Annotated in this window: 11 protein-coding genes; 4 read left to right on the top strand and 7 right to left on the bottom strand. The window is 70.3% G+C overall.

The genetic code is table 11. From position 1 onward, the window contains the following. Positions 1–80: 80 nt before the first annotated feature. Complete coding sequence (locus OO014_RS07900) at positions 81–1,376, bottom strand: extracellular solute-binding protein (RefSeq protein ID WP_272461752.1); 1,296 nt, start codon at positions 1,374–1,376, stop codon at positions 81–83. Positions 1,377–1,741: 365 nt separating this feature from the next. On the opposite strand from OO014_RS07900, the gene OO014_RS07905 reads away from it, so the two are divergent. After that, positions 1,742–2,683: a hypothetical protein gene (locus OO014_RS07905; protein ID WP_272461753.1), complete on the top strand. Its 942-nt coding sequence runs from the start codon at positions 1,742–1,744 to the stop codon at positions 2,681–2,683. A 338-nt stretch (positions 2,684–3,021) separates the two neighbouring features. On the opposite strand, the gene OO014_RS07910 is transcribed toward OO014_RS07905, so the two are convergent. Then, complete coding sequence (locus OO014_RS07910) at positions 3,022–4,020, bottom strand: AraC family transcriptional regulator (RefSeq protein WP_272461754.1); 999 nt, start codon at positions 4,018–4,020, stop codon at positions 3,022–3,024. 82 nt (positions 4,021–4,102) lie between these two features. On the opposite strand from OO014_RS07910, the gene OO014_RS07915 reads away from it, so the two are divergent. Together OO014_RS07915 and OO014_RS07920 are read left to right on the top strand one after the other, a co-directional pair. Next, positions 4,103–4,954, top strand: a complete 852-nt coding sequence (locus tag OO014_RS07915) for an NmrA family transcriptional regulator (protein ID WP_272461755.1) — start codon at positions 4,103–4,105, stop codon at positions 4,952–4,954. Beyond that, a complete protein-coding gene (locus OO014_RS07920) occupies positions 4,951–5,433 on the top strand; it encodes a DUF1772 domain-containing protein (protein ID WP_272461756.1) in 483 nt (160 codons plus the stop codon). Before OO014_RS07915 ends, OO014_RS07920 begins: the two co-directional genes overlap by 4 nt. Positions 5,434–5,521: 88 nt before the next feature. On the opposite strand, the gene OO014_RS07925 is transcribed toward OO014_RS07920, so the two are convergent. From OO014_RS07925 to OO014_RS07945, 5 genes are all read right to left on the bottom strand, one after another. Further along, positions 5,522–6,847, bottom strand: a complete 1,326-nt coding sequence (locus tag OO014_RS07925; RefSeq protein WP_272461757.1) for an MATE family efflux transporter — start codon at positions 6,845–6,847, stop codon at positions 5,522–5,524. After that, on the bottom strand, positions 6,844–7,152 hold the full coding sequence (locus tag OO014_RS07930; RefSeq protein ID WP_272461758.1) for a DNA alkylation repair protein: 309 nt from the start codon (positions 7,150–7,152) through the stop codon (positions 6,844–6,846). The genes OO014_RS07925 and OO014_RS07930 overlap by 4 nt, the downstream gene beginning before the upstream one ends. Positions 7,153–7,347: 195 nt before the next feature. Further along, positions 7,348–8,304: a zinc metalloprotease gene (locus OO014_RS07935; RefSeq protein WP_272461759.1), complete on the bottom strand. Its 957-nt coding sequence runs from the start codon at positions 8,302–8,304 to the stop codon at positions 7,348–7,350. 90 nt (positions 8,305–8,394) lie between these two features. Next, positions 8,395–9,528 (bottom strand): metallophosphoesterase, encoded by a 1,134-nt coding sequence (locus OO014_RS07940; RefSeq protein WP_272461760.1) that lies wholly within the window; start codon positions 9,526–9,528, stop codon positions 8,395–8,397. A 54-nt stretch (positions 9,529–9,582) separates the two neighbouring features. Next, positions 9,583–9,858, bottom strand: coding sequence for a DUF2277 domain-containing protein (locus OO014_RS07945; RefSeq protein ID WP_272461761.1), 276 nt, complete (start codon positions 9,856–9,858; stop codon positions 9,583–9,585). A gap of 462 nt (positions 9,859–10,320) precedes the next feature. On the opposite strand from OO014_RS07945, the gene dnaB reads away from it, so the two are divergent. After that, a complete protein-coding gene (dnaB, locus tag OO014_RS07950; RefSeq protein WP_272461762.1) occupies positions 10,321–13,101 on the top strand; it encodes a replicative DNA helicase in 2,781 nt (926 codons plus the stop codon). The last annotated feature ends 74 nt before the right edge of the window (positions 13,102–13,175 follow it).

Raw genomic sequence — 13,175 nt, forward strand, 5'->3', positions numbered from 1 at the left:
GAGCCGGAGCCGGGGGCGGCCCCGGCCCGCCGGGACGTCGGTGGCCGCGTCCCGGCGGGTCGAGCGGGCGGTGTCGAGCATCAGCCGAGGGCCTGGACGTCGGCGACGAACTTCTCCCAGGACTGCTCAGGGGTGGTGGAGCCGTCCTCGATGCGGGTCAGGGCCTGCTGCATCGCGTCGTTGATGGGGAAGTACTTCGGTCCCTTGAACGGGCTGACGGTCACGGCCTTGGCGCGGTCGGCGAAGATCTTGCCGGTCGGGGCGTCGTTGAAGAACGGGACGGTGACGGAGGCCAGCTCCGGGCTGTCGAGCGCGGCCTGCTGGCTCGGGAACGCCCCGACCTTCTTGAAGGCCTTGATCTGCTGCTCGGGTGCGGTCAGCCAGGCGGCGAACGCCTTGGCCTCGGCCTGGTGCTGCGACTGGGTGGGCACGGTGAGGTAGGAGCCGCCCCAGTTGCCGCCGCCACCGGGGAAGGTGTTGGCGACGTCCCAGCCGTTGACGCCCTTGGCGTTGCCCTCGATGACGCCGACCATCCAGCCGGGGCAGAGCATGGTGGCGAACCCGTCGTCCTGGAAGCTCGCGACCCAGTCGTCGCCCCACTGCTGGAGCTTCGCGGAGAGCCCGTCGGTGATGCCGGCCTTGACGACGGCGTCGTAGGTCGCCTTCACCTGGGGGTTGGTCGTCGCGATGACGTCGCCCTCCGGGGTCTCGTAGGCGGCCTCGATCTGGTTGACCATGCCCTGCCACGTCGCGCCGAGGCTGTCGAACCATGGGACGTCGGACTTGGCCGCGAACTGGCGGCCCGCCGCGAAGTAGCTCTCCCAGGTGTCGCCGAGGAGGTCCGCGACGGCGTCCCGGTCGGACGGCAGGCCGGCCTTCTCGAAGAGGTCCCCCCGGTAGCAGATGGCCTCGGGGCCGACGTCCGTGCCGTAGCCGATGAGGCGACCCTCGTCGTCGGTGGCGGCCTTGGCCTTCCAGTCGAGCCACCGGCCGTTCGTGTCGGCGGAGCTGAGGTCGACGAACTTGTCCGAGTACTGCATCAGCTCGGGCAGCCAGTCGACCTCGACGGCCTCGATGTCGGCCAGGCCCGATCCCGCAGCGAGGCGGGTGTTGAGGTTGTCGCGAGCCTCGTTCGAGGTGGCCGCCTTCTTGTGCTCGATCTTGATGTTCGGGTTGGCGGCCATGTACTCGGTGATGAGGTCCTCGTAGCCGAACTGGTTGAACGTCGCCAGCTTGAGGGTGACCGGACCGGAGGCGGCTCCGGTGGAGCCTGAGCCGGTGTCGTCGGCGTCGGCGCTGGACCCGCAGGCGCTCAGGGCCAGGAGTCCGACGGTGATGAGGGCAAGCGCGCGGGTGCGGGTGTGGCGGGTTGTCATGTGGAGAGCTCCTTCGGTCTCAACCCGGGCGAGGAGGGTGCGAGCGCTCCCGTGGAGGTTGTGAGAGCGCTCTCACAGGTGAGGATGGAGAGGGTGTTCGGCTGTCGTCAACCCCTCGTTACCATTTCGTGACCCAACTCGAGTGGCCCCATCGTCCACATCCCGTATGCCGCTGGGCTGGCTCCCGCGCGCAACTCACCTCGAGTGGCCCCACCGTCCACATCCCGTATGCCGCTGGGCCGGCTCAGGCGCGCAACTCACCTCGAGTGGCCCCGCCGTCCACATCCCCCAGACGGCGGGAGCCGGGTCCACAGCCGGCGTCGCGGGCCCTGCCGTCCTGCCGTCTATCGGATGAGGTTGCCCGCATGACCGCTGCCGAGGATCTCCATGTTGACTCCCATCACCCTCCTCAAGATCTGTTGGGGAGGTGTCGGGCCCTCGCAGAGGAACTGCCTGCTGACCACGCCTTTTCCCACACGACGGCGATGCGCATTCATGGCTTGCCGATGTCGTATGCCATGGAGGAGGACGATCGCATCCACGTGGTGCGACCCATCACCAGGTCGCGCATCAAGCAGCCGGGCGTGGTCGGTCACCGGGCGCTGCACCCGCGACAGATCACGACGGCGTCCGGGGTCAGGGTGGTGGATCTGGCCGACACGTGGGCGGACTTGGGGGAGATGATCGGTCGCGGCAGACCGGTCGGGCTCGACGACACGATCGTGGCAGGGGACGCGATCGCGACTCGGCTTGGTTCGCGGACCCCGCTGGCGCTCGCAGTTGCGGCACGCAACCGGCCTCGCGGCAAGCGCACCCTCATTGAGGGACTGGAGGAGGTCCGAGTCGGCTCCGCCTCTCCGGGTGAGACGCTCTCGCGCATCATGCTCGTGCGTTGCGGCCTGCCCGAGCCCCAGCTCAATGTGCCCATCTGGTCGAGCACGGACCCCTGCAGGCTGCTCGGCGTCGGAGACCTTGTGTGGCACCTGCGGCGACAGCCACCGCTGAAGGACATCAAGGTCATTGGTGAGTACCAGGGCGCGGCCTTCCATTCGAGTCCGGCGCAGCGCCGGCACGATCGGGTCCGGCTGCGCGGTTTCCAGCGTGATGGATGGCAGGTGGAGTTCATCTGGAACGCCGATCTACACACGCCCGAAGCGCGCCAGCTGACAGTCGCGCGCTTCGCGAGCGCCTTGGAACTCGAGCGAGATTCGCTGAGTCTGGCTGCCTGCGAGCCTCGCTTCTTCTCCACCTACGCCATGCAGCTCGCGGAGCAGCGGGCATCGTTCCGACTGGCGCGCTCCTCGTGAGCCTGTGGACGGCGGGGCCACTCGAGGGGAGGGGGCGCGGGAGCGAGCTCAGCGGCATACGGCTGTGGACGGCGGGGCCACTCGAGGGGAGGGGGCGCGGGAGCGAGCTCAGCGGCATACGGCTGTGGACGGCGGGGCCACTCGAGTTGGGGGTGGGGGTGTGGAGGGCCGGGCCACTCGAGTTGGGGGGTGCGCGCATGAGGAAGCCCGCCCCCTCGGTCTCGTCGCCGAACTGTGACCGAAGGAGCGGGCCTGCCCTCAAGCCCGGTGACCGACAGGGGAGGAGATCACCGAGCCACTCAGGAGCAACTCACGAGAACGACTATGCGCCGGGCACCTTAAAGAACGCTGGGAATGCCTCCTGGACCGCGCCCATCGTCCACCACGCGAGACGGCGCGCGCCCGCGGCGGAACGTTCGCGGGGAGGCGTCGTGGACCCGACGGAAGGCGGCCGAGAAGGCGAAGGCGCTCTGGTAGCCGACGCGATGCGCGATCTGCTCCACGGTCGCATCCGTCTCGACGAGCAGCTCAGCCGCGAGCATCAGCCGCCACCTCGTGAGATACGCGATGGGCGGCTCGCCCGCGACCTCGGTGAACCGGCGGGCCAGGGTGGCACGGGAGACGTTCGCCTGGCGGGCCAAGGAGTCGAGGGTCCACGCTCGGCCCGGGTCGGCGTGCATCGCCCGTAGGGCGGGGCCTGCGACGGGGTCGGCCTCGGCGAGCCACCATCGCGGCGGCGCGGCGTCCGGTCGGGCGAACCAGGCCCGAAGGGTGCCGATGAGGATGAGGTCGACGAGCCGGTCGATGACGACGTCCTGCCCGGGGAGGTCCCGCTCGAGCTCGTCGACCAGCGCCTCGACGAGCGTGTGCCCTCCGGCAGACCGGTCCTGCGCGCGGACGACGACGACGTCGGGCAGGCTCTCGAGGAGGCGACCGGTGACCTGGCCGGGCAGCCCGTAGGTGGCGGTCACGAAGGCATCCTCGCCGTGCTCGGCCGTGCCCCACCGTCGCAGTCCCGTGCTCAGCTCCACGCAGAGCTCCCGGCCGACGAGGTCGCGGCTCGTCTCCTCCGGCCCGATGACGATCGTCGGTGGCACGCCGGGTGCGTGGGCGAAGGTGTAGGCCAGGCCGGCTGTCGTGATCGCCGCGTCACCGGGCCGGAGCATGACGGGCGGGTGGCCGTCGCGCTCGAGCCACCCCTCCCCGCGCACGACCAGGACCAGGCCCAGCGTGGCCTCGTCAGCGACCGCGATGGACCACGGCGCCTCCATCTCCACGTGCAGCACATGGGCCCCACGTGCGCGGTGACCGTCGAGAGCCGCAGCGAGGAGGTCCATACCGCCACCTTAAGACGATCACGTAGGTAGACGAGCAGATACCCCATGGAGATCCTCGCCGTATGCCGCTGTGCTGGGTCCCATGAACATCTCACCTGAGTCTCCCCTCCCCCTCTCACCCGTTGCCGTCGTCGGTGTCACCGGCAAGACCGGTCGGCGCGTCGCGGCGGGGCTGGACGCCCTCGGCCTCCCCGTGCGCGGTCTCTCCCGGACCTCCACCACTCCGTTCCGCTGGGAGGACGAGGGGACCTGGGGGCCGACGCTGGCGGCGAGCCGAGCGGCCTACGTCAGCTTCTATCCCGACCTGGCGATGCCGGGCGCGGCCGACCTCGTCGGCGCGTTGGCCAAACACGCCCGGCAGGTCGGTGTCGAGCGCCTGGTGCTGCTCTCCGGTCGAGGTGAGCCGGGTGCCCAGGACGCGGAGGCGGCGGTGCTCGCCGAGCTCCCGGCCTCGAGTGTGGTGCGCTGCTCGTGGTTCATGCAGAACTTCACTGAGGGCCTGCTCCGCGACGCGGTCCTCGGTGGCACGATCGGCCTGCCCGGACCAGGCAGCGCCGTCGAGCCCTTCCTCGACGTCGACGACCTCGCCGCCGTGGCCGTCGCCGCTCTCGTCGAGGAGGGCCACGCGGGCGTCGTCCACGAGCTGACCGGCCCCGAGTCGATCAGCCTCGACGCGGCCGCGGCGGTGCTGTCTGACGTGACGGGCCGCCGGGTCGTGCATGAGCACGTGAGCGTCGACCGGTTCGCGGACCAGCTCGCTGGACTCGGCATCCCGCGCGAGGACGGCCTGTGGCTCGGGGACCTCTTCGAGGGCCTGCTCGACGGTCGCAACGCGCAGCCGACCGACGGTGTGGAGCAGGTCCTGGGCCGACCGGCGACGAGCTTTGCGACGTGGGCCGCCCGGGCTGCCGACCAGGGAGCGTGGACGCGATGAACGCGCTCCGAGCAGCGGGCCTCCTCAGCGCGACCGCGTCCGGGGTCATGGGTGGGGTCTTGTTCGCGTTCTCCAGCTTCGTCATGCCGGCCCTGCGCCGGCTCCCCGTGACCGAGGCGGTGGCCGCGATGCAGGCCGTCAACGAGGCGGCGCCACGCGCCCTGATGCTGCCGCTCGTGCTGTCGGGCCCCGGGGCGGTTCTCGTTGCCGCCTGGGCCCTGACCCGCAGCGGCGTTCCAAGTCTGGCGAAGGGCCTCCTGGTCGCGGGTGCCGTGGCCGGCGTTGCCGCATTCGCGATCACAGCGGCTTACCACGTCCCTCGCAACGACCGTCTCGCCCGCGTCGAGGCAGGATCCGAGGCAGCGGCGGCGGCCTGGGAGTCGTACGTGCCGGGGTGGGTCGCGCTCAACCATGCCCGCACGGTGCTTTCCCTGGTGTCGGCCGGCCTCGTCATCGCGGCTGCCACCCACCTCCCCTGACCCGCAACACGCCCGGATCCACGCAACTCACTGCGTTGCAGCAGCGGTGAGCTCTGAGGCGCCGGGCGTGTTGCAGGGGAGGGCGGAGTCAGACGCCCGTGACCATCCAGGCGTCCTGCCTGGCCCGCCAGCCGAGCACGGCACCACGCACGATCATCCAGGCGGTGAAGGCGAGCCACAGCACCACGATGTCGCGCGCTGCGGAGCCGCTCGGCCCGCCCGCTCGGAGCACGAGGATCAGGGGAAGGTAGGCAAGCAGGCTGACGACCTGACCCCACGCGAGCCACCGCCCGTCACCGGCGCCGATGAGCACCCCGTCGAGCACGAAGACGTAGCCGGCGACCGCTTGGCCGAGCCCGACGACGACCAAGGCAGCTGCCAGGGCCCCGCGGACCGGTTCGTCGCTGGTGAAGAGGGGTGGCAGGACCCGGTGCAGCGCCACGACGACGAGGCCGATGGCGAGACCACCCCAGACGCCCCACCGAATCATCGTGCGCATCGCCAGGCGCACGCCTTCGCGGTCGCCAGCGCCCAGGGAGCGCCCCACGATGGCCTGGGCGGCGATGGCGAGGGCGTCGAGGGCGAAGGCGAGGAACGACCACACCGTGAGCGCGACCTGGTGCGCGGCCAGCGGCACGTCTCCGAGGGACGCCGCTGCCCAGGTGGTCACGAGGAGTGTGGCCCGCAGCGCGAGGGTGCGGATGAGCAGGGGGACGCCGGTGCGTGCCGCGGCCAGGATGCGTCCCGGATGCGGGTGCAACGAGGCCTCGCGGGAACGCGCCTGGCGCAGCAGCACCGCGACCAGCCCGGCGGCCATGCCGGTCTGGGCGATGACCGTGCCCCAGGCGGATCCGCCGATCCCCCAGTCGAGCCCGTAGACCAGGACGACGTTGAGGGCGATGTTGGCGCCGAAGCCGAGCACGGAGGCGATGAGCGGGGTGCGGGTGTCCTGCAGCCCGCGCAGCACACCGGTGACCGCCAGGATGGCCAGCATGGCCGGCAGGCCCGCGGCGGAGATCCGCAGGTAGGTCGTGGCCTGTGTGACCACTGCGTCCGAGGCCCCGAAGAGGGTGACGATGGGCTCCGCGAGAACGCCGATCACTGCGGCCGTGATCACTCCCAGCCCGGCCGCGAGCCACAGCCCGTCCACCCCGGCGGTGATCGCAGCGCGGACGTCTCCGGCGCCCAGGTGTCGGGCGACCACGCTCGTGGTCCCGTAGGCGAGGAAGACGAAGATGCCGGCCGCGGTCAGCAGTGCGGTGCTCGCCACACCGAGGCCGGCGAGCTCTGCGGTGCCGAGGTGCCCGACGATGGCGCTGTCGGCGAGCAGGAAGAGCGGCTCCGCGATCAGGGCCAGGAAGGCGGGAACGGCCAGTCGGAGGATCTCCCGCCGGTGGCCCTGGACGTCCTTCATGAGCCGGTGCCGAGGTGCTTGAGGGCCTCACGCCGCGACAGGCCGGACCGCCCTGGATGGTGCTTGACGAAGCGACGCACCCAGTCCGGGTCCCAACGGGCCTGGTCGCGCAGCGCCCAGCCGATGGCCTTGCGGCTGAGGAAGGCCCGATCCTCGATGTTCGGCTCGAGCACGTCGGCGAGGAGCGCCTGGTCGACGCGCTCCCGCGCGCCGACCTGGCTCAGCATGGCAGCCCGCCGCACCCAGACGGAGTCCACCCATGTTCGATGTGGCCGGTGCTTGGCGAGAGCCAGCGCGGAGTACATCTCCTCGCGGTAGGCCGCGCCGCTCCACAGCTCAGAGATCGCCGCCTGCCACTGCTCCCGCGATGCGCTCCGGTCCCGGCCATGACCGCCAACTTAGCCGGGGTCGCCGACCGGCTTCGGAACTGACCGCGACGCGCGTCCGCACACCCTCAGGAGGGTGGGCGTGCGACCGCGCGCCGCGGGGCTCAGCAGGGCTCAGCCGGCCCGGTAGGCCGTCCACATCGAGGAGATCCGGCTCGACTGGTCCGGCGTGAACTGGTTGTAACAGGCGTCGTAGCTGTAGTCCATGTAGTTGTGGATCGGGTCGAGACCAGGCAGCGCGCACGAGTCGCGGCCCTCCGGGCAGCCACTCGTGGAGGAACCCTGCGCGGGCGTGTCCGCGACCCCGTCGTTCTCGGCCGTGCAGCCGCCCTGGAAGGTGTGGTAGAGCCCGAACCAGTGGCCCGCCTCGTGGGTGGCGGTCTTGCCCTGGTTGTAGTTGGCGATGGTGCCGCCGGGCAGGGAGTCCCAGTGGACCCGGATGCCGTCGATGGACGGGTTCCTGGCGTAGTCCCACGGGAAGGTGGCGATGCCGAGGTAGCTGAAGTCGACGAGCCAGATGTTGAGCGCGTTGGCGCCGCCCTGGCGGGTCTTGGCGCGGTAGGTCGTCGACTGGCGGTCCTTGTGCCACTGGTTGTTGTAGTAGCGGTCGACCCCGGCGAGGGTGAAGGTGAATCCGGTGTCGGCCGCCGCTGTCGACTCCCGCCCGGCGAAGTTCTCGTTGAGCTCGGCCATCTGGGCCTGGATCTGCGCGTCGGTGACGTCGCCCTCGCCGGTGGCGGAGGCCATCACGTGGAAGTACACCGGCACGGTGCCGGAGGCGAGGGTGGTCTCGGCACCCAGGGCTGGCTCGCCCTTGGCCTTGAGGATGGCGTTGGTCCGCGCCTCGATCGCGCGCTGCTCATCGACGGTGATGTCGCGGTGGTCCTTGCCGTAACCGCCACGGGCAGCGTCGGACTCGTCGGAGTGGGTCTCGGGCACATAGCACTCGGTCGCTGCGTCAGACGTGGCGAGCGGGCGGGCCTGGGCGGGTGCAGTCAGGCCGAGGGTGGTCAGGGCGAGGGCACCGACGGCCGTGGCCGAGGCGACGCGAAGGCTGCGGGTCATGCGCATCTGGGGGTTCCTTCCGTCCGGGCCGCGGGGTCAGCGGCCGACGTCGGTCATCCTGACGGAAGGTGAACGAATGCGCGCGTTGAAATGAATTCAGCGGGTGCGCAGGGTGATGACGGGGATCTCCGGGGGAGCGAGCACACGGACCGGCGGACCCCAGGCGCCCGCGCCCCGGGAGGTCAGGACCGGCACGTCGCCGACCGGTTCGAGACCGTCGAGTGTCGGCTGCTGGAGACGCACGAGCCAGTTGAAGGGCCAGAGCTGCCCGCCGTGCGTGTGCCCGGACAGCTGGAGGTTGACTCCGCGGCCCTTGACGAGCTCGGCCATCCGCGGCTGGTGGGCGAGGAGCAGGGTGAAGACGGCCGGGTCGACGCCCCTGAGTGCCGCATCCGGATCGGGACCGCTGCCCCCGGTGCGCCCCCCGGAGGAGTCGGGCATCCCCGCGAGGCTGAGGACGCCGCCCCCCGCCTCGATGGTGACGTTCTCGTTGTGGAGCACCTCGATCCCGAGGTCGTGCCACTGGTGGGCCCACTTCTCCGGCTCGCCGGAGATGACCTCGTGATTCCCGTCGACGCCGTAGACGCCCAGCTCCGCGTCGAGCCGCCGCAGCGCCTCGATCTCCGAACCGACTTGAGCCACTTTGCCATCCGCGATGTCGCCGGCGATGACGACGAGGTCAGGCTGCTCCGCGTTGACGAGGTCGACGACCCGCTCGGTGAAGCCGGCGTCACGGATCGGGCCGACGTGCAGGTCGGTGATGAGCGCGATCCGCAGGCCGTCCAGCCCCTCCGGCACCAGGTCGTTGGTGATCGTCACGGGAGTGATCGACGGGTCGCCCGCCTCGCCGAGGCCGTAGGCCGTCGTCCCCAGTGCCACCACCACTATGACGGGTGCGCCGATCCGCAGCACCGGGCGCCGCAGGTCCCCGCGCCCCGCGAGTCGCATCGGCAGGACGATGAGGCCGAGCACGAGTGTCCCGACGATGAGGTACCAGAAGACGGCCAGCCACGTCATGCCGATCCAGGCGAGCCAGCGCATCCCGTCCGGGTCGATGACGCCGCCCTGGATGAGGAAGCCGAGCATGATGCCCACCCACCCGAGAGCGAGCACGACAGCGGCAGCGAGCTGAGCGGCATACGGCCACTGGGGGGTGACGAAGAGGCGGCGGTGGAGGGACCACGTCACCAGCGCGAGCAGCACCGCGACGACGGCGACGAACAGGGACACAAGGAGAAGGGTCTCAAACGGGCGTGACCCGCGACCGCGCGGCCCCGAGCGAGGCTAGGCGGGGGTGCCGAAGCGCTCGGCGTTGCGGGCGCGCGCCCTGGCCCGCTCGATGTCGCGGTCCTTGGGCGGGGCGCTCGTGGTGAGGTGGTCCAGCAGGTGCTGGGTGGCGTGGGCGACGGCCTCCACCGCCTCGTCGAAGGCGGCCTGATTGGCCAGGCTCGGCTTGGTGCTGCCGCTGACCTTGCGGACGTACTGGAGGGCCGCGGCGCGCACCTCGTCGCTCGTGGCGGGCGGCTCGAAGTTGTGGAGCTGGCGGATGTTCCGGCACATGTTTCGAGACTAACCGCACGTCGTATGCCGCTGGGCTGGGTCACGTGCGGCGGGCTCGGTGGGCTCCGGCGGGGTCTGTGGACAACGCACAGGGCTGCAGCGGTTTCTGTCCACAGGGGGTGGACGGACGTTTGCGCAGGTCGTTTCCCTGGAAGCCAGCCAGATCCACAACCGTCGTCACCACGGTCCACACACCTTGTCCACAGGAAACAACGGCGTGTCGCACCTGTCCGTCCACACGTTGTCCACAGGCCGGGGAGGGGATGGCGGCGTTCGCGTTGTGAGGTTCGGCCGGGTGGCTCTAGCGTGGGGCCTGCTCCGCTGGAGATGCCGAGACGAGGGCCCTCCCCTCAGCCCGGTCCCGGCTCCCGGCGCGGTGTCGGCGTGCCGGTTGGGTGGGATGTCGGTGGCGCGTGGTGCAGTTGTGGTCAGGGGTAGAACGTCGTCACGGAAGGGGAGCGAGTGTCGCTCGATGAGCTGAGCACGAGTGCGTTCGCCACGAAGGCCCGTGGGGACGGACCTCCGGACGACCGGCTGCCGCCCCAGGACGTGGGCGCCGAGCAGTCCGTCCTCGGCGGCATGCTGCTCTCGAAGGACGCCATCGCCGACTGCGTCGAGCAGCTCAAGGGCACCGACTTCTACCGCCCGGCGCACGAGCTCATCTATGACGCGATCCTCGACCTCTACGGCCGCGGCGAGCCCGCTGACGCCATCACGGTCGCCGACGAGCTGACCAAGCGCGGGGACCTGACTCGGGTCGGCGGCCAGGCCTACCTGCACCAGCTGATCGCGTCGGTGCCCACGGCGGCCAACGCCGGCTACTACGCCCAGATCGTCGCCGAGCGTGCCGTCCTGCGCCGGCTCGTCGAGGCCGGCACCCGCATCGTGCAGCTCGGCTACGCCCAGGGGGGCGGCGACGTCGAGGACATCGTCAACGCAGCCCAGGCCGAGGTCTACGCCGTGGCCGACAAGCGCGGCGGCGAGGACTACCACGCGATCGGCGACGTCCTCGAGGCGACGGTCGACGAGATCGAGGTGGCCTCCGGGCGATCCGGTGAGATGACCGGTGTGCCAACCGGATTCACCGACCTCGATGCCCTGACCAACGGTCTGCACCCCGGCCAGATGATCGTCATCGCCGCCCGTCCCGCGATGGGCAAGGCGCTCGCCCTCGACACCCCGCTCGCGACGCCCGGCGGGTGGACGACGATGGGCGAGGTCGCGGTCGGCGACCACGTGCTCGGCGCTGACGGCCGACCGACCAGGGTCGTCGCGGCGACCGAGGTGATGCACGAGCGGCCCTGCTACGAGGTGTCCTTCTCCGACGGGGCCGTCCTCGTCGCCGACGAGCAGCACCAGTGGTCGGTCCGCCTCGACGGAGAGGCGACCAGGGTGCTGACGACTGCAGCGGTGCTCGTCGCCGTCCGTGAGGGGCACGTCGTCACCATCGAGCGCATGCCGAGCGGCGGCGACCCCCGAGTCACCCTGGGGCTGTGGAAGATTGACCGGGTCCAGCCGGTGGCCTCCGTGCCGGTCCGGTGCATCGAGGTCGAGGCGGCCGACCACCTCTACCTCGCCGGTAGCGCGATGATCCCGACGCACAACTCCACGATCGGCCTCGACATCGTCCGTTCCGCGGCGATCAAGCACAAGATGGCCGCCGTCGTCTTCTCGCTCGAGATGAGCCGCACCGAGATCACCATGCGTCTCCTGTCCGCCGAGGCCGGCATCCAGCTCCAGCACATGCGCAAGGGCACGATGCGTGAGGAGGACTGGACCCGGCTTGCCTCGACGATGGGCAAGGTGTCGGATGCGCCTCTGTTCATTGACGACTCGCCCAACATGTCGCTCATGGAGATCCGCGCCAAGTGCCGCCGGCTCAAGCAGCGGCACAACCTGCGGATCGTCGTCATCGACTACCTCCAGCTGATGACCTCCGGCAAGCGCGTCGAGTCCCGTCAGCAGGAGGTGTCCGAGTTCTCCCGAGCGCTGAAGCTGCTCGCCAAGGAGCTCGAGGTGCCGGTCATCGCGATCTCGCAGCTCAACCGTGGCCCCGAGCAGCGCACCGACAAGAAGCCGGCCATGAGCGACCTCCGCGAGTCGGGCTGCCTGACAGCCGAGACGCGCGTCCTGCGTGCCGACACTGGCGCAGAGGTGACGCTCGGACAGCTCCACGCCGAGGGGGCCAAGGATGTCCCCGTGTGGGCGTTGGACGAGAAACTTCGCTACGTCACGCGCCACCTGACCCATGTGTTCCCGACCGGCACGAAGCCGGTGTTCAAGCTCACTCTTGCCTCCGGCAAGACGGTCCGTGCGACGGAGAACCATCCGTTCCTGGCCTACGAGGGTTGGACTCCTCTGGGAGACTTGCGGACCGGCCATCGGATCGCTGTCCCACGTCACGTGCCTGCCCCCGAGCTGCACGAGCCCTGGGAGGACGATGCCGAGATCGTCTCGGCGGCAGCGGTGCTCAGCACCCCTGATCGCCTCTTCCATGCATCCAAGCGGCAGATCGCTCTCTACCTACGGGCTGTCGCGGCGTCGCGCGGCGTGATCTCGCTGACTGACGAGAACATCACTGTGGCTCATGCCGGCAAGGCTGAGGTGCCTTCTCTCGCACGGCTCCTGCTCCGGTTCGGCATCTCGACGGAGGAGCGGCAGGTCGGCACGCGGATCGCGCTCCTGATCGAGGACCGCGACAGCAGGCGCCGCTTCCTGCAGGAGATCGGTTTCGGTGACCGTGCTCCGCAAGCCGCCGCCGCGGACGTGATGCTCGATGAGATGCGCCGCGCCGCCAGTGCGAGGCGGGGTGCGACCGAGCCGATGAGCTTGCGCGAGAGCTTGGCCGAAGTCGCGTCCCACGACCTGGCCCCGGAGAAGGGGACTCTGGCCACCTTGGCCAGCACCCTCGACGACCTCGATCTGGATCTGCACGCGGTCAACGATGTCCTGTGGGACACCGTCGTCAGCATCGAGCCGGATGGCATCGAGGCGGTTTTCGACGCGACGGTGCTCGGCGGCCACAACTTCATCGCCAACGGCATCGCCGTGCACAACTCGATCGAGCAGGACGCGGACATGGTGATCCTGCTCCACCGCGAGGCGGCCTACGAGAAGGACTCGCCCCGCGAGGGGGAGGCGGATCTCATCGTGGCCAAGCACCGAAACGGCCCGACCGACACGATCGTCGTGGCCTTCCAGGGCCACTTCAGCCGTTTCACCAACATGGCCACCAACTTCTGAGTGGCTGGCTCGCCGCGGGGCGAGCTCAGCAGCATACGAGCGCTTCTCACGCGCAGGGGGCGCCATGAGCGCTT

It is taken from the genome of Intrasporangium calvum, assembly GCF_028446585.1.
In the GTDB taxonomy this organism is placed as follows: Bacteria; Actinomycetota; Actinomycetes; order Actinomycetales; family Dermatophilaceae; genus Intrasporangium; species Intrasporangium calvum_A.

Bases quoted from the DNA above. Each gene is read 5' to 3' on its own strand.
- OO014_RS07935 (WP_272461759.1), bottom strand. From the start codon at position 8,304: ATGCGCATGACCCGCAGCCTTCGCGTCGCCTCGGCCACGGCCGTCGGT.
- OO014_RS07920 (WP_272461756.1), top strand. From the start codon at position 4,951: ATGAACGCGCTCCGAGCAGCGGGCCTCCTCAGCGCGACCGCGTCCGGG.
- OO014_RS07925 (WP_272461757.1), bottom strand. From the start codon at position 6,847: ATGAAGGACGTCCAGGGCCACCGGCGGGAGATCCTCCGACTGGCCGTT.
- OO014_RS07930 (WP_272461758.1), bottom strand. From the start codon at position 7,152: ATGTACTCCGCGCTGGCTCTCGCCAAGCACCGGCCACATCGAACATGG.
- OO014_RS07910 (WP_272461754.1), bottom strand. From the start codon at position 4,020: ATGGACCTCCTCGCTGCGGCTCTCGACGGTCACCGCGCACGTGGGGCC.
- OO014_RS07915 (WP_272461755.1), top strand. From the start codon at position 4,103: ATGAACATCTCACCTGAGTCTCCCCTCCCCCTCTCACCCGTTGCCGTC.
- OO014_RS07945 (WP_272461761.1), bottom strand. From the start codon at position 9,858: ATGTGCCGGAACATCCGCCAGCTCCACAACTTCGAGCCGCCCGCCACG.
- OO014_RS07905 (WP_272461753.1), top strand. From the start codon at position 1,742: ATGACCGCTGCCGAGGATCTCCATGTTGACTCCCATCACCCTCCTCAA.
- OO014_RS07900 (WP_272461752.1), bottom strand. From the start codon at position 1,376: ATGACAACCCGCCACACCCGCACCCGCGCGCTTGCCCTCATCACCGTC.